The 18,704-nt window shown below is 34.7% G+C and carries 18 protein-coding genes; 12 read left to right on the top strand and 6 right to left on the bottom strand.

The features are described 5' to 3' along the window. The first annotated feature begins 49 nt into the window (after nucleotides 1–49). The 8 genes from AC52CF_RS21640 to AC52CF_RS21605 all read left to right on the top strand — a co-directional run bounded on the left by AC52CF_RS21640 (nucleotide 50) and on the right by AC52CF_RS21605 (nucleotide 9,279). Entirely contained in the window at nucleotides 50–715 is a 666-nt protein-coding gene (locus AC52CF_RS21640; protein ID WP_214587721.1) for an N-acyl amino acid synthase FeeM domain-containing protein, read from the top strand. A gap of 39 nt (nucleotides 716–754) precedes the next feature. Beyond that, nucleotides 755–3,124 (top strand): outer membrane beta-barrel family protein, encoded by a 2,370-nt coding sequence (locus tag AC52CF_RS21635; protein WP_214587722.1) that lies wholly within the window; start codon nucleotides 755–757, stop codon nucleotides 3,122–3,124. 141 nt (nucleotides 3,125–3,265) lie between these two features. Continuing rightward, nucleotides 3,266–3,463 carry a hypothetical protein gene (locus AC52CF_RS21630; RefSeq protein ID WP_116099260.1) on the top strand — a complete coding sequence of 66 codons (198 nt, stop codon included), beginning with the start codon at nucleotides 3,266–3,268 and terminating at the stop codon, nucleotides 3,461–3,463. A 71-nt stretch (nucleotides 3,464–3,534) separates the two neighbouring features. Then, on the top strand, nucleotides 3,535–4,770 hold the full coding sequence (locus AC52CF_RS21625; RefSeq protein ID WP_214587723.1) for a radical SAM protein: 1,236 nt from the start codon (nucleotides 3,535–3,537) through the stop codon (nucleotides 4,768–4,770). Between the two features lie 73 nt (nucleotides 4,771–4,843). Beyond that, nucleotides 4,844–7,006 (top strand): peptidase domain-containing ABC transporter, encoded by a 2,163-nt coding sequence (locus AC52CF_RS21620; protein ID WP_214587724.1) that lies wholly within the window; start codon nucleotides 4,844–4,846, stop codon nucleotides 7,004–7,006. 188 nt (nucleotides 7,007–7,194) lie between these two features. Further along, nucleotides 7,195–8,598 (top strand): nucleoside recognition domain-containing protein, encoded by a 1,404-nt coding sequence (locus tag AC52CF_RS21615; protein WP_214587725.1) that lies wholly within the window; start codon nucleotides 7,195–7,197, stop codon nucleotides 8,596–8,598. Between the two features lie 2 nt (nucleotides 8,599–8,600). After that, nucleotides 8,601–8,900 (top strand): hypothetical protein, encoded by a 300-nt coding sequence (locus tag AC52CF_RS21610; protein WP_214587726.1) that lies wholly within the window; start codon nucleotides 8,601–8,603, stop codon nucleotides 8,898–8,900. Further along, on the top strand, nucleotides 8,887–9,279 hold the full coding sequence (locus AC52CF_RS21605) for a hypothetical protein (protein WP_214587727.1): 393 nt from the start codon (nucleotides 8,887–8,889) through the stop codon (nucleotides 9,277–9,279). The genes AC52CF_RS21610 and AC52CF_RS21605 overlap by 14 nt, the downstream gene beginning before the upstream one ends. Before the next feature lie 14 nt (nucleotides 9,280–9,293). Here AC52CF_RS21605 and AC52CF_RS21600 read toward each other — a convergent pair whose 3' ends face one another. From AC52CF_RS21600 to AC52CF_RS21580, 5 genes are all read right to left on the bottom strand, one after another. Then, on the bottom strand, nucleotides 9,294–10,178 hold the full coding sequence (locus tag AC52CF_RS21600; protein WP_214587728.1) for an energy transducer TonB: 885 nt from the start codon (nucleotides 10,176–10,178) through the stop codon (nucleotides 9,294–9,296). Nucleotides 10,179–10,204: 26 nt separating this feature from the next. Continuing rightward, entirely contained in the window at nucleotides 10,205–10,603 is a 399-nt protein-coding gene (locus AC52CF_RS21595) for an ExbD/TolR family protein (RefSeq protein WP_214587729.1), read from the bottom strand. 57 nt (nucleotides 10,604–10,660) lie between these two features. Next, nucleotides 10,661–11,365, bottom strand: a complete 705-nt coding sequence (locus tag AC52CF_RS21590) for a MotA/TolQ/ExbB proton channel family protein (RefSeq protein WP_214587730.1) — start codon at nucleotides 11,363–11,365, stop codon at nucleotides 10,661–10,663. Nucleotides 11,366–11,540: 175 nt separating this feature from the next. After that, nucleotides 11,541–12,002: a hypothetical protein gene (locus tag AC52CF_RS21585; RefSeq protein WP_214587731.1), complete on the bottom strand. Its 462-nt coding sequence runs from the start codon at nucleotides 12,000–12,002 to the stop codon at nucleotides 11,541–11,543. A 209-nt stretch (nucleotides 12,003–12,211) separates the two neighbouring features. Continuing rightward, nucleotides 12,212–14,278, bottom strand: coding sequence for a phage tail-like protein (locus tag AC52CF_RS21580; RefSeq protein ID WP_214587732.1), 2,067 nt, complete (start codon nucleotides 14,276–14,278; stop codon nucleotides 12,212–12,214). A 362-nt stretch (nucleotides 14,279–14,640) separates the two neighbouring features. On the opposite strand from AC52CF_RS21580, the gene AC52CF_RS21575 reads away from it, so the two are divergent. The 4 genes from AC52CF_RS21575 (at nucleotide 14,641) to AC52CF_RS21560 (ending at nucleotide 17,980) form a co-directional block, all read left to right on the top strand. Next, the gene (locus AC52CF_RS21575; RefSeq protein ID WP_214587733.1) at nucleotides 14,641–16,437 is read left to right on the top strand and encodes a DUF885 domain-containing protein; all 1,797 of its coding nucleotides are present in this window, start codon (nucleotides 14,641–14,643) and stop codon (nucleotides 16,435–16,437) included. Between the two features lie 58 nt (nucleotides 16,438–16,495). After that, nucleotides 16,496–16,885 carry a DUF1398 domain-containing protein gene (locus AC52CF_RS21570; RefSeq protein WP_214587734.1) on the top strand — a complete coding sequence of 130 codons (390 nt, stop codon included), beginning with the start codon at nucleotides 16,496–16,498 and terminating at the stop codon, nucleotides 16,883–16,885. 64 nt (nucleotides 16,886–16,949) lie between these two features. Continuing rightward, nucleotides 16,950–17,531, top strand: coding sequence for a hypothetical protein (locus tag AC52CF_RS21565; protein ID WP_214587735.1), 582 nt, complete (start codon nucleotides 16,950–16,952; stop codon nucleotides 17,529–17,531). 8 nt (nucleotides 17,532–17,539) lie between these two features. Further along, nucleotides 17,540–17,980 (top strand): DinB family protein, encoded by a 441-nt coding sequence (locus AC52CF_RS21560; protein ID WP_375181481.1) that lies wholly within the window; start codon nucleotides 17,540–17,542, stop codon nucleotides 17,978–17,980. Between the two features lie 96 nt (nucleotides 17,981–18,076). Here AC52CF_RS21560 and AC52CF_RS21555 read toward each other — a convergent pair whose 3' ends face one another. Continuing rightward, on the bottom strand, nucleotides 18,077–18,697 hold the full coding sequence (locus AC52CF_RS21555; RefSeq protein ID WP_214587737.1) for an endonuclease III domain-containing protein: 621 nt from the start codon (nucleotides 18,695–18,697) through the stop codon (nucleotides 18,077–18,079). Between the last annotated feature and the right edge of the window lie 7 nt (nucleotides 18,698–18,704).

The following is an 18,704-nucleotide window of genomic DNA, read 5'->3' as shown; positions in this document are numbered from 1 at the left end:
GTAATGTCCCATAAAAATCAAAATAAATTTAATCAAAAATCACTAAACCATGAAAACTATTAAATTTTCAGTCTTAGAAAAGTCCGAATTGAGGAAGCTTGCAGAATTTGTTGTACAGGAAAATTTCTCACACCACAATGAAAATTTTTGTCATGATCCAAGTTTTATTAGAAAGGAAATTGAATATGTTCTGAATGAAGAAAAAAGTTTTTCCAATTCAAGAATAATTGTTGCACAAAATAATAATCAAATCATTGGGTCCATAAGAACTTTAAAATGGAACATGAAAGATATATTGCCTATTGAAAAAATGTTTTCTGTTAAGTTAAGCAGTTTTCTCGATAGTGAGCAGTACAATATTTGGCATATCGGAAGGTTTGCAATTAAAAAGGGGCGTAAAGAAGGTGGAATCAATTTATTTAAAACATTAATGACTTTCGCCATTCAGGATGTATGCAGTGAAGAAAATACATTAGCCATTGCTGAATGTGATGCTAAACTTTTAAAAATTTTAAAAATTTTAGGTATAAATGCTCATCCTATTACTAATTCTATTCACTATTTAGGCTCTGAAACCATTCCAATTATTTTAGAACATGAAAGTCTAAAGAACTTTCTTAAAAAAAATATTTATCTAGTAAAAAATTATGACTTGGATATTCTACACAGAAGTGTAGTATTTGCAGACTCTATTAAAAACTACACTTTTGTGTAGCTAATAAAAAAAATTGGCTCATTATCTTTGATATTAACCATGAAAAACATATTATTTTTTTTAACATTTATTTTCTTCGGAATTTTTATAAAAAGCCAGACAATTAGCGGCATAGTTGTCAATTCCCAAAATCAGGGAATTGCATACGCAGAAATATCCTTAATAAAAGAAAATATAAAAAAGAATACAATAAGTAATAGTAACGGAAATTATGAAATATCTGTTCCAGAGAAGGGCACTTATAAATTATCAGTAGTAAAGGACGGAGAAGTAATTATAAAAAAAGAGATTAGTATTACAGAAAATAAAACCGAAAATTTGATTTCAGAACTAAAAGAATCGCAAATACAGGGCGTAAGTATTGCTAGTAAAAAGAAATTAATTGAAAGAAAAATAGACAGATTGGTTTTTAATGTAGAAAATTCTATATCCGCAAGCGGTGGTGACGCCTTGGAAACTATGGGAATTATTCCTGGTGTAAAAGTAGTTAATGACCAGATAGGCATTATTGGCAAAAGCAAGGTTTCTATCATGGTAAATGACAGGCTTATCCAGCTTTCGGAAAATGATCTTCTGAGCTTTCTGAGAAGTATTAAATCTGAAGACATTAAAAATATTGAAGTAATTACAAATCCTCCATCAAAGTATGATTCGGAAGGAAACAGTGGTCTCATTAATATCAAACTAAAAAAAGCAAAGGAGAATTATCTTAGTGGAAACCTTAAAACCAGCTATACCCAAGCTACCTATTCTATAGGAAATTATGGCGCAGGACTTAATTATCAAAAGAAAAAAGTTACCCTCACTACAAATTTTGATTATGAAAACGGAAGTACAGCACCTTATCAGGAGTATACACTTTATTATCCGAACTATACATGGTTTGAAACTAATAAATCAAGAAGTTTTAGAGATAATTTAAGTGGCCGGTTTTCCTTGGATTATGAGATAAGCAAAAAAACGACTATTGGGATACAGTATTTAGGAGGTATAAATAATCCTATTAGAAAAGGGGACAATTCTTCTCAAATAAGCTCTAAGAAAGGATTAGACTCCCTGATAATTACTCCTTCAGATTTACGCGTGAGAAAAAATAATCATGCAGTTAATCTTCATACTATTACAAAACTAGATAGTATTGGCAAAAAGATATCTTTTGATGTAGATTATTTTACGTTTAATTCTAATGCAGATAATCAGTTTTCTACATCGTCGTATTTACCGGGTGATTATAATGCTAAGACATTTCTTTCGGCAAATAATTTAAGTAGCCAAGATATTAAAATTTATTCTTCAAAAGCTGATATAGAATTTCCGTTAAAATGGGCAACTCTATCTTTTGGAGCGAAAGTTTCATTTATTAATAATAAAAGTGATGTTTTATATTTTAATACAACAAACGGAAATCCTTTTTTAGACTTTGGTAAAAGCAATACTTTTGATTATAAGGAAAATACGCAGGCAATATATTTATCTGGAAGTAAAAAACTATCAAAAAAATGGGAAACGCAGCTTGGTTTTAGACTAGAAAACACACAAACAAAAGGCTATTCTGAAACATTAGACCAAACAAATAAAAATAATTATACTAAACTGTTTCCCACTTTATATATTAATTATTTAATGAATGAAAATAGTGTATTTGGGTTTAATTATAACAGAAGGATTGACCGCCCAACTTATTCTGATCTGAATCCTTTCAGATTTTATACTACAAAATATAATTATGGAGAGGGAAATCCTTTTTTACAACCTTATTTTACAGATAACTTTGAAATATCATACAGCTATAAAAACAATTATGCTTCGGCATATTTAAGCTATATCAATAATGGTTTTGATCAGGTTACATATGTTTCGGCAGATAATCCCGTTCAGGCGATCATACCGAGTAACTTTTATAAGCAGATAAATCTGGGAATACTGGAAAGTTATCTTTTCAATAAATGGAAATGGTGGGAAAGTAATAATCAGGCAAATATTTTCTATACAAAAACAATGTCAGATATTCCCAATACCCTGACAGACCTTTCAGGATGGAGCGCATCAGTAAGCTCTAACAACAGCTTCACTTTGAACTCCGCAAAAACATTAAAAGCAGAACTTGGTTTTAACTACCAGTCTCCTTCAATTGCGAACAGCTATAAAATGTCATCTTTTTATTATTTCAATACTGGATTAAAATTGTCACTTCTGGAAAAAAAACTGCAGATAGCTTTAAACATAATGGATATTTTTCGAACCTATAAAATGACATTTACACAGGTTGTAAATGGTATAAAACAGGAAAACTTTGATTATCGTGATACTCAAAAAATAAGAATCTCCGTAAATTGGAATTTTGGAAAAACACTAAAAATACAATCCAGAAAACTAAGTAACGAAGAAGAGAAAAAGAGAGCCAATTAAAAAGATTTGATTGTAGTTCTTCATATAGTGTACAATGTATGAAAACTACAAATAAATATCCCGCTTGCAAGCAAGAGTGAAAATCTAGGAATTATACTCTTTAAACTATGATTCTACTGTTTAACCTAAAAACTATTTAACATGTTTACATTCAACAAAAAAGAAACTAAGAACTTAGCAAAAAATTCTGGTTTAATTAAGAACAATGTTCTAAAAAAAGCTGTTTTACAATTGGATTCTGAAAACAGGATGGGAGCTGCAGGACCGGTAGTAATCGGTTATTCTGAAGTGGTTTATGATAGAATTATCCACGAGAGAACTATTAAAACTTTCTTCTAATAGATATGAGAAGGATATGCTTCTTATGTATATCCTTCTCTTCTTTTTTATTCTTAAAAACCTAGTAACCAATGAATATAGAAGCACTTGTAGTAAAAGTAGCGGGAAGATGCAATATCAACTGTACATACTGCTATATGTATAATCACGCAGACCAATCTTATAAACTTCAGCCAAAATTTATGTCTAAGGAAACGATTCTGGCTCTCAAGGAAAAGATAAAAAATCATTGCCATAAGCACTCATTAAAAAAATTCTTTGTTGTGTTACATGGCGGAGAGCCTCTATTAATGAACATAAAGGATATTACCTTTTTTCTTCAGACGCTACATTCTTTACATAATGATGATATAGAAATCCTATTTGCTATGCAGACTAATGGAATGCTTTTAAGCAAAGAACACTGTGAGTTATTTAGCAAATATCGTGTTGGGATTGGAGTAAGTTTAGACGGAGGAAAAGAAGTTAATGATAAATTCAGGATTGATAAAAAGGGAAAAGGTACATTTGACAGAGTGAAGAAGGGAATGGATGTTGCCAATAAATATTTAGATTACAAATTAGGCTGTTTATCTGTTATTAATTTCATGTCTTCTCCAGTTGAACTTTATGAAACATATAGAAATTTAGGTTTTTCTATTATCAATCTTCTTTTACTGGATGAAAACTATGATAGTATAGATCAGGTTCCCAAACTTAAAAATGCAGAATGGCTGATAGAATTATTTGACTATTGGTATAACCTCAAAGATGATGAAAACAAAGTTTCTGTAATAAAATTTGAAGATTATATTAATTACATCTTCGGATCAGAAAACGGTACTGAAAGTTCAGGAAAGGGATATAACAAATTGGCTGTTATTGAAACTAATGGAGATATAGAGTCTTTAGATGTATTAAAAATATGTGGCGAAAGCTTTACGAAACATAAATTTAACCTCCACACGAACGAATTCGACGATATTTTCCAAAGCGATCTTATTGACGTATATTATAATAGTAAGCAGATGTTACCAAAAAAATGCTTGGCTTGCCCCATTCATGAAGTTTGTGGCGGAGGATATTTACCTCATCGCTACAGCTCTAAAAACGGATTTAATAATCCTTCTATATATTGTAATGATCTTCTAATGCTTATTACACATATTCAGAATAAAGTTATAGATTCATTACCTGAAGATCTTATAAAAGAAACAGGTATTCAGAAACTTACCTATGAAGAAGCCTTAAAAATAATCGATGAAAAACTTCCTACTATTCAGGAACCATCTTACGTGAAAAAACTGGAAAGTTTTGCCATGAATTAATCATATTTCCTCACAATAAAAATATATTTTTAGTTGAAGTCAATCAATTAGCTTAAAAATCATAAAAAAATTGATGAAAAGTTTCCCTTTTATAAAACAACTAGATAGCCAGGATTGTGGTTTAGCTTGCCTTAAAATGGTTAGCAAATATTATGGTGTTTTGCTATCTGACTCTGTTTTTTCAGAAAGTAACATTTCCAAAAGAGGGATTACCATATCTGATCTCAAATATACCTCCGAAGAATTAGGCTTCGATGCCTTACCAGTAAAGTTAAGTTATGAAGAAGCATTATCAAATATTAATGTTCCTTCTGTCTTTTTCTGGAATCAGAATCATTTTATTGTTGTTTATAAAATGACTCCAAAAAAAGTATACGTAGCAGATCCCGCCTTTGGAAAAACTGTTTACACCAAAGAACAATTCTTAAAAGGCTGGACTCAGGAAAAAGAAAAAGGAATTATATTAATTCTCGAACCTACAGAAAATCTGCATGAAAAATCCGATGAGCACAAAAAAAATACATCCAGAAATCTTCAGTATATAACTCAATATATTAAAAAGCATAAAACTCAATTTTTACTAATTGCCATTACTCTTTTAGTTTCATCATGTATTGAGCTTATATTTCCATTTTTCACACAAAAAATTTTAGATAAAGGAGTCGCTTTAAAACAAGTTAATCTAATCTATCTAATTTTGGCTGCACAAATTGGGCTTTTTATAAGCAGAGTAGTGTTAGAATATTATCGATCTTGGTTATTCATTCATATTAGTAGCAGAATAAGCTTATCGATTATCTCAGATTTTTTAGCAAAGCTAATGAGGCTCCCTTTGAAATTTTTCAATAGTAAAAACACAGGAGATCTTTTACAAAGAATACAGGATCATAAAAGAATTGAAGAGTTTCTTTCTCAGGATCTTATCCAGACCGTTTTTTCATTTTTCAGCATTATCATTTACTCTGCAGTATTACTCTATTTTAATTCAACAATATTTATTATTGTATTGATAGGAACTTCGCTAGAGTTGACTTGGATTTTTAATTTTTTTAAAAAAATAAAAATATTAGATCAGAAAACGTTCTCTCTACAATCTACCGATCAAAATAAAATCTATGAGATTATTAATTCGATGCAGGAGATTAAATTAAATAACCTTGAAGAATATAAACGCCAAGAATGGAGTTTAATACAATCTAATATCTATTTAAATAATATTGAGAAGCTTAAAGTAAATCAAAAATATGAAAGTTATAAATTTATTAACTTCTTTCAGAATATATTGGTTGTTTTTACATCTTCTTTAGCAGTCATGAACGGACAAATGACAGTAGGAACCATGCTTTCAATCGTCTATATTATTGGAGGAATGAATAATCCTATTTCACAACTTATCACTTTCTTTCTGCGCTATCACTTAGTGAAAATAAGTTTTGAGAGACTCAATGAAATTCATAATAAGGAAGATGAAGAAAACATTAGTCAGATAGGCTATTTAGAGCGAATTTTTGATATATCCCTAAAAAATGTGAGTTTTTCATACGACAACTCTCATTTTATTTTAAATGATATTGACTTAATTATTCCAAAGGGAAAAACAACAGCAATTGTAGGAGCTAGCGGAAGCGGAAAAACCTCACTTTTAAAACTGATTTTAAAGTTTTACACTCCGCAAATGGGGAAAATATCCTTGGAAGAAATTTCTCTGAAAGAAATTGAAAATGTAGTATGGAGAGAAAAGTGCGGGGTTATTCTTCAGGATAGTCATATTTTTTCAGATACAGTTGCTTATAATATTGCCTTGGAGAAAAACCCTGATCAAAGCAAATTAAATACAGCTGTTGCTTTATCTAATATTTCGGATTTTATTGATATGCTACCTTTAAAAATCGATACTATAATAGGCTCAGAAGGAGTCGGTCTGAGTCAGGGACAAAAACAAAGAATTCTTATTGCAAGAGCAATATATAAAAATCCCGATTATCTATTCTTTGATGAAGCCACCAATTCTCTTGATGCTAAAAATGAGAGAATAATTGTTCAGAATATTGATAATTTTTTCAAACATAAAACAATGATTGTAGTGGCGCATAGACTTTCTACTGTAAAAAATGCGGATCAGATAATTGTTCTAGATAGTGGAAGAATTGTTGAACAAGGAAATCATGATCAACTTATACAGATAAGAGGAAAATATTTTGAACTAATACAAAATCAATTAGAGTTAGGATTATAGAGATGAAAAATGAGAAAAATCTAATGGATAAAATTCCATCCCATTTTACACTTTTAGGAGTTATAATAATACTTTTAAGTATTATTGCTCTCTATTTCGCAGCTAAAGTTTTGTTTTTTTAATTAATTGCCAGAATAAATACTTTTGCTTAAAAATTACTACATTTAGAACCAAAATAATCTTAAATAATGGTTCTCAGCAGAATTTGGTCGGCATTCATTATCATTGCCATTGCCATTGCAGGTATAAAATACGTTTCATCAGGCAACTACAAAACTATTTTCAATGATATGGTTGTAGGTAAAGGCGGTGATACCGTACAGATTGCCACTCAGAAAATGAATGCACTCTCTCCTATTGTGCGGGACAATCTCATGAAAAAAAATGATTTTGCGGACAGTAGAATTCACTACAAAACAGATTCTTTAAGGCAGGATGTAAAAGTGTACCGTGTTCAGGAATCGGATGGGGTAATCGGAACTTCTGAAACAGCAGTGAAGATCTGTCTCGGACTTATCGGAATTATGACTTTATTTATGGGGTTCATGAGCATTGCGGAAAAAGCAGGCGGAATCAATCTTTTAAGCCGGTTAATTCAGCCTTTTTTCTCAAAATTATTCCCCGACATTCCTAAAAATCACCCCGCTTTCGGACATATGCTGATGAATTTCAGTGCCAATCTTCTTGGTCTGGATAATGCAGCCACTCCTTTTGGTCTCAAAGCGATGGAAAGTTTGCAGACTTTAAATCCGAATAAAGACACGGCAAGTAACTCCCAGATCATGTTCCTTTGTCTTCATGCAGGAGGCATGACTTTAATTCCGGTTTCCATCATTGCAATCCGCGCTTCAATGGGCTCAAAAACGCCAACGGATATTTTTCTTCCGTGCATGATTGCTACATTTGCAGCAACTTTAGCTGCAATGATCGTCGTTTCTTTATATCAGAAAATCAACCTTTTAAAACCTGTAGTTCTTGGCTACGTTGGCGGAATTTCTGCAATAATAGCACTGCTGGTTTTATACCTTACTCAATTAGGCAAGGATGAACTGGATGATTTCAGCAAAGTATTAAGCAACGGTTTAATTCTTTTCATATTTTTAGCCATTGTTCTTGGTGCTGTTTATAAAAAAATTAATGTTTTTGATGCTTTCATTGAAGGTGCCAGAGAAGGTTTTACAACGTGTGTAAAGATTATTCCTTATTTGGTCGGAATGCTTATTGCCATTTCATTGCTGCGAACTTCCGGAGTATTTGACGTGATTATCGACGGGATGAAATGGGTTGCCTATTCTGCAAACTTAGATTCAAGATTTGTAGACGGACTTCCAACCGCTTTAATCAAACCTTTGTCCGGATCAGGAGCAAGAGGAATGATGGTTGATACCATGACAACTTTCGGCGCAGATAGTTTTCAGGGAAAATTGGCAGCTGTTCTTCAGGGAAGCTCAGATACGACGTTTTATGTCATTGCTGTTTATTTTGGAGCAGTAGCCGTAAAAAATACAAGATACACAGTAATTGCTATGCTTCTAGCTGATTTGGTGGGGATTATTACTTCCATCATATTGGCTTATCTGTTTTTTGCATAATTATGAGTAATCACAATCGAAATATTTTTGAAAAATCGACTGAGTTAATCGGTGGATTACAAATATTTTTGTCTCCGTTTTTGATTGGAGCAGCTATTTCGGCGATAATATACTTTTCCAATCCTAATAATTTCACCCTCGTTATTGCGATTGTAATTCTTCTTTTAGCCACTGGTATCGGTATAAAATTAGCTACTAAGATTTATCGAAGTAAAGAAGGAACGATCAATTTTATATCTAAAACAGACTCAACCCCGGAAATTGATAACTTTTTAAATAAAGAAAAAAATGATCACAGATAAAGAATTCACCCTACGATTAATACGCCAGTTAACTCAGGCATTAGAAAAGCTGATTTTGGATAAACCTGAAGAAAGCTTAATGCAGAAAGAGCTTGATTTTGAATCTTTAATGAAAGATATTTTCAAGTTTGATTTTACAACGCTTTCATCAAAACCGAAAGAGGAAATCATAGAAATTGTTAATGAAAGACAGGAAAGAGACCATAAAGATTACTATGAAATGTTAGGAAACCTTTTCTATTTTAACGGAAAACAATCTGATAACAAAGATTTTTTAGATAAAGCAAAAACATTCTATGAACTGTATCTCCAAACCAGCGGAATATTTGCACTTCCGGTTATTAACAGAATTACAGAAATAAAAAAAGCACTTGAGTAAAGTGCTTCTGTATTTTAAAAAGTAATTTTATACGTTCCGGTGGAAGAAACACTCGCTTTTTCTGCTTTTACATATTTCTTAACCCACGATATCGCATTCGAACTGATACATGGATCCGAAGTTCCGCCCGATCTTCTCGCCGAAACTACATTTCCTGCTTTATCTACGGTGTAAGCAATGGTAATCGTTCCGCTTGCCGTACAGCTATTTGCAGGCTGCGATCCGCCTCTTCCCATCGTTCCGGGGATGAATCCTACCAGTTTTCTGTCGATTCCTACTTTGCTGTCACCATTTCCGTCTCCGCCTAAAGGATCTCCTGCATTTCCGATTCCGTTTCCGTCGCCTTGGCTTCCTGCTTTTGTTCCGCGTCCTCTGATTAGATTTCCAATAGCAGCGTTTCCTTTGCCGTCTCCATTTCCTATCTTGGAATTTGCGGTTGTGGCACCGGATTTTTTAGTGTTTTTGGCTGCAGAGGTACCTGTGGAAGTCTTTTTAGTTTCTGCTTTGGATTCCTCTTTTTTCGGAACAGAAGTTTTGGTATTGTTTCCGGTTATGACTTTTTCTTTCGCTTCTGTTTTTTTGGTTTCAGGCTGCGGATCAGGCTGTATAACGGTCTTGGTTTCAGGCACAGTGGTTTCTGCGGGTTCAGGAGTGACTTCTTCTGTCGCAGCAGCAAGGCTTCCCGGCTGATCTGCCGGTTCTTCTATCCCGTTTCCGTTTCTGTTGTCTCCAAAATTCACCAGCATGGTTGTAATAACTTCTGGCTGTTCATCCAGTTCCGGTTTCAGTTTATACAGAAAAACAAATAAGAGAATGGCAGACCAGATGAGAATAGAAAGCACGGCGCTTTTTATTCTGTCTTTGTTTTGCTCATTTTTATTGATACTATGACTTCTCATTTTAAAAGATCCTGCTTCCTGAAGAGTTATTTATCTTTAACGGTTGCAATGGCAATATTGAATTTATTTTTCTCTGCAATTTCCATTACAAAAACCACATCTTTATGAAGGGTATTTTCGTCCGCTCTTATGGTGAAAGATTTATTCGCCTGACCCGTTAATTTATTGACAATGGTCTGTTCCAATTCGCCTCTGTTCACAGGATTATCATCCACAAAATAAGACCCGTCCGGTTTTACGCTCACCACCAAAGGATTCGGAATATTGTCTGCTGCGGTATCTGCTTTTGGCAATTTCACATCGATCGCACTTTGGTTGGCTGCCGAAGAAGTTACCATAAAGAAGATCAGCATCAGCAAGATAACATCTGTCATTGCTGCTAAACTGAATTCCGGGTTTGCTTTATTTCTTCTCTGAATTTTCATCTGTTGATTCTGATTTTATGTTTGTCAGATGGAACCTTTCGGTTTCATAAGAAAAAATTATAACGGTTTATTGATAAGATCTAAAAATTCGCCGGACATGTTTTGCGCTTTCAGTACAAATTTATCAATTCGTGTTAATAATAAATTGTAAAAAAAGTTTGCCGGAATTGCCACGGCAAGACCTACTGCCGTTTGTCCCAATGCTGTATAAATACCTTCAGATAAAGTTTTCGGAGAGAAAGATCCTGTTGCATGAGATAAATTAAAGAAAGCGATGATCATCCCGATTACCGTTCCCAATAATCCCAACATCGGAGCAATACTTGGAACTACCGCCAAAAGATTCAGGTTCTTTTCCATATTGGCAACCTCAACCTGAGCCTGAGATTCCATCGCACTTACGATATCAGAGACAGGGCGTCCCAGTCTGGAAATTCCTTTTTCTAAAATCCTTCCTTCCGGAGAATTCTGTCTCTTGCAATAATCCGCAGCAGATTCAATTTTACCTTCTTTAATAAAATCTTCAATGTTATCCATGAAATTGGCATCTGTTTTTGAGGTTAATCTTTTAATAAAGAAAAAACGCTCAAAGAAAAGATACACGGAAAAAACACCGAGCAGCAACACGGTTACCATCACTATTTTAGCGAAAGCTCCTCCGTGAAACATGATTTTCCAAAATGAGAATTCTAAATCGTCTGCCGCAACTGCAGGTGCAGCAACCTGGGCAAATAAAATCTGAGTAAGTTCCGTTAACAGCATTAAAGTGTATTTTTATAAAGGTTGTAACGACAAAAGTAATGGAATATTATGAATTGAACTCTTAAAAATTGCTTAAAAACAACTTAAAGTTTATTATTTTCATAAACAGCAAATTTCTTTCCAAAAATGATTTGAAAAGAAATCTGATATAAAAACGGGGGATAAAGAAAGATAATTAATCTTCGTCTACCTCAATTTCTTCCTGCTTAAATTCACATTTCAGCCTGAAAGGAATGGGCGTTTCTGATCCGGTGTAGAAATCATCAATGGTTCCTTTCCAGATTACCTGAAGCTCTCCTTCTTCATTTTTCTCAAACTGAAGCTCGTTATCGTAAATAAAAGCCTCTTCGTCATCAAAAAGGTCTACTTCCGTATAAGTATCTTCATCAGAATCATTAATGGTGATGGTTTTTCCCTCTATTTCAGCAGAATCAATAGGAAAATCGAACACTTCAAGAGAAAGCTGTGGAAAGTTATACTGTAATGAATCATCCTCTACATGATCCAGACTGTCATCCGTAATAATTTCAACCTCTAGGAAATGTTGTTGGTTGCTGTAGACCGCCTTGCAATAAGTATTTCTGATATTGTACTTTAGCGTTTCGTCCGGATGGTAAATTTTTAAAATCCCTTTCATTATTTCTTAAAAAAAAGAGCGGTAATAATATGATTGTTAAACGTTTTCAACAAAGATAAAAAATAGATTGAACGTGAAAAATTTTTTGAAAAGTATTTTTTAAAAATCTGTTTTAAATTTAATGTAAAGAGACTTTAAAATTTAAAGTTTATAAAAAAGTGCCGCCTTTTGATAACGATACTTCTGTAAAAAATTATTATTGAAGAAGGTTATTCAATTTTTTCGGTTTTATTTTGAAGCTTATTCATCCTTGTGTTGCCTGATGAGCCTGCAGATCTTTCAAATTTCAGTTCAGAACCATTCCAGTGGACAGGTTTTCCTTTCGAGGAAGTATCAGCTTCATTGTGAAGTACGGAGGTCATATTTTCGTCATAGTCCTTCGCCAGAATTTCTTTTGGAACCGGAACATTTTCAAGACCTTTTCTTGTTCCTACAGCAATATAGGAGAATTTTACCTGACTGTTGTCATCCGTTTTAACACTGAATCCTGTTTTTGAAGGTTCCTGCTCAAGATAAATCGAAGAACTTTTCCCGATCGGAGTAATTGTTACCACGACAGAATTTTCGGCTACCAGATCGGAGAATTTTTTGTCGAATGACACACTCACTCTGCCACTGGCATCAACAGCTGCGGTTCCTCTTGTGTAAATGTCCGCTGTTGTAGATGTCGGAACATAGGTAGTAACTCTTTCTGCACTTCCTTCCACTGTGCTTACGTTAGCGATTATATTATTTGTGTAAGTAGCTCCGTCAACATACATTCCGTAACGGCTTCCGCTTGCATTAATCCCGTAAACATTTCCTCTGAAAGCTGCTCCCATGAGATCACCAACTCCCATTACGCCGAATCCTGAAGCATCAGAACCTGCAAATCTTCCGGTTCCGGTAGACATGGCAGCATTTCCGTAAACTCCTGCATTAGCCGATGCTGAAGTTCGGTATCCCAATATTCCAAAAGTACCTGAAACCTGCGAGTTCCCCAATACTCCACCGGATCTGTCAACTGCTGCTGCACTTGAAACAGAAAGCACTTCTCCTAAAACACCGAATATATAGGTATCTGTAGCTGCAGTAGTTGTTGCATTACCCATGGAACCATAAAGCGTTGCGTGTGCTAAAGTAGTCGCTGCAGAACTTGGTCCGGAATAGCCACCCCCTGCATTATTTCCTGCCGCACTTCCAATTATTCTATCCCCCCAAACCATTGATCTTCTTGTAGAAACAGATGTAGAAGCATCAGATCCGGCGGCATCAGCGCTGGCATAAACTCCACTTCCTGCGCCGCTATGCAAGACAAAAACACCTGTATTATTATTTGCTGTATTACTATTCTGAACTCTGAAACCTTCTCCTGTTCCCGTCTGATTAATAAACCCTCCAACTGCAGGATTACCGGAAGCCATTGTAATATTTAATCCTCTTGAATTCGCAGCTGTTCCATTTTGATTAATTACCAATGCCCTGTCCAAAGTAGCGGAACTCATATCAATATAAAATCCTTTGGATCCTGTGCCGGATAAGCTTCCCGTATCTGCGGCACTGCTGGACTGACTTATAATTGCCGCGGGCTGATTGGTTGTGCCTGATTCCGAAATATGAATTTTTGCCGAAGGAGTTGCTGTCCCGAACCCTGAGTTTCCGTTATTAAGGAGAGACATTCCGCTTCCGGCAACATTACTCGGCTGAAATCTCGCAAAAATACCGCCCGCCGCAGAAGGTGCCGCATTGTTGATGATTCTTACCAATCCATTGGTTGAGTTCAACGAAGTACTTGCGGAAGTTATATCCAGCAAAGTTCCTGTGGTTAAAGCATTTGCTCTTAATGTGAGAGGAACCTGGGTAGTTGCTGTAGTCCAATCCCACGTCTGGGCAAAGTTTTTACTGTCGATAGAATTATTTGCAGTTCCGTCAATAAGACCGGAAATCGGCACTTTTGCGGCTGTACCAAAATTGTTAAGAGCCACCCATTTTGTTAATCCGAAATTATAATAATAAAATCCCGGAGCTGTAAGATCAATGGTACTTGCCGTAAGACTGGATGCTGCGCTCGTTGCATAAATGATCATAGAATTTTGGGCACTTCCCAAAAGATTCTCCATGTTTTTAATCTGGTCTCCCGTTAATCTTGGAATTAAAATACCTTCAGGTCTTGTCCCGCTGGTTTTTGCAATAATATCAAAAGTTGTATTGGGCGAAGCTGAATTTATACCAATCTGGGCATACACTGTTGAGACTCCTGTTAAAGCAATCACGAGGTTAATTAGTTTTTTATTCATATCTCTTTGAATTATTTATTCCCATGAAATTAATCAATTATCAATATATTTTGCAACAATTTTAATCATTAATTAATGAATTATCAATATAGAAAAAATTAATAACACAAGAAATACAACATAAATAATTCAATTTTCATAATAAAAAATCAATATAATATATTTTTTACATGAAAAATAACAAAACATAATTCATATAATTTAACATCTATATTTAAAATTTCAAAATTCAAAATCGATAATGTTACTTTTTTACATTAAAACCCGTTTAGTTGGTTAATTTCATTTTTATAGTCTTAATTTTCTCACAGAGAAATTTTACATTGATATAATATTTATTTTTGTCCATTAAAGATTATGAAATGAAAAACATCATCTCAAAAACAATTGTAGGAGCCGGTTTAATTTTAAGTCTGGCATCGTGTAAGAAAACAGATTCTCCTTTAACGAAAGTCACTCCATCTAATTTGGACACCATCGCTTCCAATTATTATGAGCAATATTTAAAACTTTATCCTTTGGACGCTACTTCTCAGGGGGACCTGCGGTACAACGATCAGCTTCCGATTAATATTGATAAAGATTTTATATCCGGAGAGGTTGCCTTTTACCGTTCTGTGGAAAAGCAGCTGGAAAATGTAGATTATAAAAACCTTTCGGATGATGATAAGGTTGTGTATGATGTACTCAACTTTACGCTAAAAGACAAAATTGAAGCTTACAATTATCATCCGGAATACATTCCTTTTACTCAGTTTGGCGGTCTTCCGCTAAATTTCCCTTTGTTTGGAAGCGGTGAAGGAAGCCAGCCTTTTAAAACAGAAAAAGATTACACCGACTGGCTGAAAAGAATGGAAAAATTTCCGGAATGGATGAACGCCGCCACTGAAAATTTCCGCGAAGGCATTAATAATAAAATGGTTTTGCCTAAAAAACTGGTGGTAAAGATGATTCCTCAGATGAGAGCAGAAGAAATTACAACAACCGATCTTGATAAAAATATTTTCTACGGACCGATCAGAAAATTTCCGAAAAATTTCACAAACGAACAGAAAGAAAAGTTCTCAAAGCTTTATCAGGATGCCATTGTACAGAAAATTATTCCTGCATATACAAAAATGGGTGACTTTTTAGAAAAAGAATATTTACCAAAAGCAAGATTAACAGACGGCTACAACAGCTTACCCAACGGAAAGGAAATTTATCAATATTATGCAAAAAGCTGGACCACAACGGATAAAACACCTGAAGAAATTAATAAGACCGGACTTCAGCAGGTTGCCATGCTCCGCGCTGAAATGGAAAAAGTAAAACAGCAGGTTGGTTTTACGGGTACACTGGAAGAATTCATCAATTATGTAAAAACAGATCCGAAAGCAATGCCTTACAAGACTTCAAATGAAGTTTTGGCTGCATTCAACGGAATTTTAACGAAGATCACTCCAAAGCTGAAAACCATGTTCTCCGTAACGCCAAAAACGGGATTTGAGATCAGACAGACAGAAAAATTCAGGGAAGCAAGTGCAAGCGCAGAATATATACAGGGAACTCCTGACGGAAAAAGACCGGGAATATTTTACGTTCCGCTTCCAGATCCTTCAAAATTCAATGTGACCTCAGGAATGGAATCTTTGTTCTTACACGAGGCCATTCCGGGACATCATTATCAGGTTTCTTTACAGCAGGAAAATACCAAACTGCCAAAATTCATGAGATTCGGCTGGTTCGGAGCTTATGGTGAAGGATGGGCGCATTATTGCGAAACTTTAGGACCGGAATTCGGATTGTATACAGATCCTTATCAGAAGATGGGATATCTGAGCGACCAAATGCTGAGAGCGGTAAGACTGGTTGTAGACACGGGTCTCCACACCGGAAAAATGACCCGTGAAGAGGCGATTAAATATTTTTTAAGTAATATTTCCTATGACGAAGCGGGAGCAACAGCAGAAGTGGAACGATATATGGCAATGCCGGGACAGGCTTTAGGCTACAAAATCGGTTCGTTGAGAATCCGTGAGCTGAGAGAGAAATACCAGAAAGAACTGGGAAGTAAATTTAATTTAGCCAAATTCCATGATGAAGTTTTAAGTCAGGGCTGTCTTCCTTTAGATGTTCTGAACAGAAAAATGGAACTTTGGGCGAAAAAACAGAAATAATTTTTGCCGGGATCCCAAACAACTAAAATTGAATAATAAAAAAATACAACGAAAAAAGATGTTTACAGTAGAACAAATTGAATCTGCTCACAGCAAAGTAAAAACAGGAGCAGATTTTCCAAATTACATCAAAGAAATTAAGGAATTAGGCGTGAAATCTTTTGAAACATGGGTAAAAGACAGCCATACCGAATATTTTGGAGAACATGATTACGCCACAAAATCCCAGCCAAAATACACTGATCTTACGATTGAAAATACTGTGGATAAAGAAAAGTTTATTCAGCAGCTTAAAAGTCATCAGAAAGGAGAGACGGATTATATGAAATTCTGTGAAGATTGTGCAGAAACCGGTATTGAAAAATGGATCGTGGATCTCGAAAAGTACTCCTGCATTTATTATGACAAAAGTGGAAACAAAATCCTAACAGAAGAAATTCCTCATTAAAAAACTGAAGTCACAAATTAATTTTTGTGGCTTTTTGTTTAGTTTTATGTTTTAAAAACAAAACATGATAAAAGCATTTCTTTTTTTAATAGTTTCAGTTTTGGGATTGTGTTTTTTAAGCTGTAAATCTGAAAATAATAAAATTATACAGTCTGAAAAGATTACTGTTGATAAAAATTTAAGTAAAAACGATACATTCAGAATTCTCTCAAAATATCCTGAGCTTAAATTATTTAACAGTGAAAAAGTTGAAAGTGCAACAAGAACCGCTTATATTTCACAGATATCTAGTTTTTCTGATGGGTACTATCATACAAGATCAGTCAGTTTTGAAGATTATAAATGCAAAACTGAATACAAAGGAGACACCATCAATATCTGGCTTAATAATTATAACGGATATTTTGGAAACGGAGTTTTGGTAAAGATTTTTAATGATCAGTTTTTAATTCAAGATATTGACCCAAAAACATTAAAAGGCGAAATTAAATTTATCAATTCTCATCCGGTTTATCAGAAATTGGTTCTTAATAAGTACCCGTTTCAAAAAAATGACAGCATTTATGGATTTATAGACTATAAGACGACTATAGATTCATTAGTTGCAAAAAATTTCAAAGGATATTTTAGAACAAAAATTAAATAAGAAAAATTATGACAGTAAGTCTAACATCTCTATTCCTAAGGGATTTAAATAAACTGAAACAGGAGATTGAATCTTATCATGATGAAGCAAACCTCTGGAAAACAGAGGAGAAGATATCGAATTCTGCAGGGAATTTAACATTACATATTGTGGGAAATCTCAGCCATTTTGTGGGCGCTGTTTTGGGAAATTCCGGGTATGCAAGAAACAGGGAGCTTGAATTTTCATTAAAAGATGTTCCGAGAACGGAATTAGTTCAACAGATTGAAAAGACGATCGAAACGGTGACGATTACGCTTGAAAGGCTGTCTGATGAAGACCTCCAGAAGCAATATCCGCTTGAACCTTTGGGCTATGGAATGACGACGGAATATTTCCTGATCCATCTTTTCGGGCATCTGAGTTATCATCTGGGACAGATTAATTATCACCGGAGATTGCTGGATTGATTTGCTTCTTCATCTATTTAACCACCCCGTCAAAAATTCTTCCGAATTTTCGCCACCCCTCCAAAGGAGGGGAATTCAGGCTTCGGAAAAGACTGTTTATTTTTCGAACAGCATTTTGGTGATGAAATCTTTGGCTCCGTTTCCGCGTGCGGGAGAATATTCTCTTCCATAGAAAATAATCTGAAGATGAAGTTTATTCCAGACTTCTTCTTTCCAGAGTTTTTTGGCGTCTTTTTCGGTTTCTACTACGTTTTTTCCGGAAGTCAGTTTCCACTGCGTCATTAATCTGTGGATATGGGTATCTACCGGAAAAGCTGGAAATCCGAAACCCTGACTCATCACAACGGATGCGGTTTTATGACCAACTCCGGGAAGGGCTTCCAGTTCTTCGTAGGTTTGCGGCACTACTCCATTGTGTCTTTCCAGCAGCAGTTCTGCCATTCTTTTAAGGTTTTTGGCTTTGGTGTTGGCGAGTCCTATTTCTTTGATTAATTCTTTAATCTGACATTCCTCCAGCTTTGCCATTCTTTGTGGGGTTCCTGCCACCGCGAAAAGCTCAGGCGTTACCTGATTCACCTTTTTATCGGTTGTCTGTGCAGAAAGTGCAACAGCAACCATTAAAGTATAAGGATCGGTATGATCCAACGGAATGGGAACTTCAGGATATAATTTTTCTAATTCAGTCTGTACGAGTTCAGCTCTTTGCTTTTTTGTCATGGAAGCA

This window comes from Chryseobacterium sp. 2P (assembly GCF_059579425.1).
The sequence above is the reverse complement of the archived record's forward strand: the minus strand, read 5'-3'. Positions and strand labels throughout refer to the sequence as shown.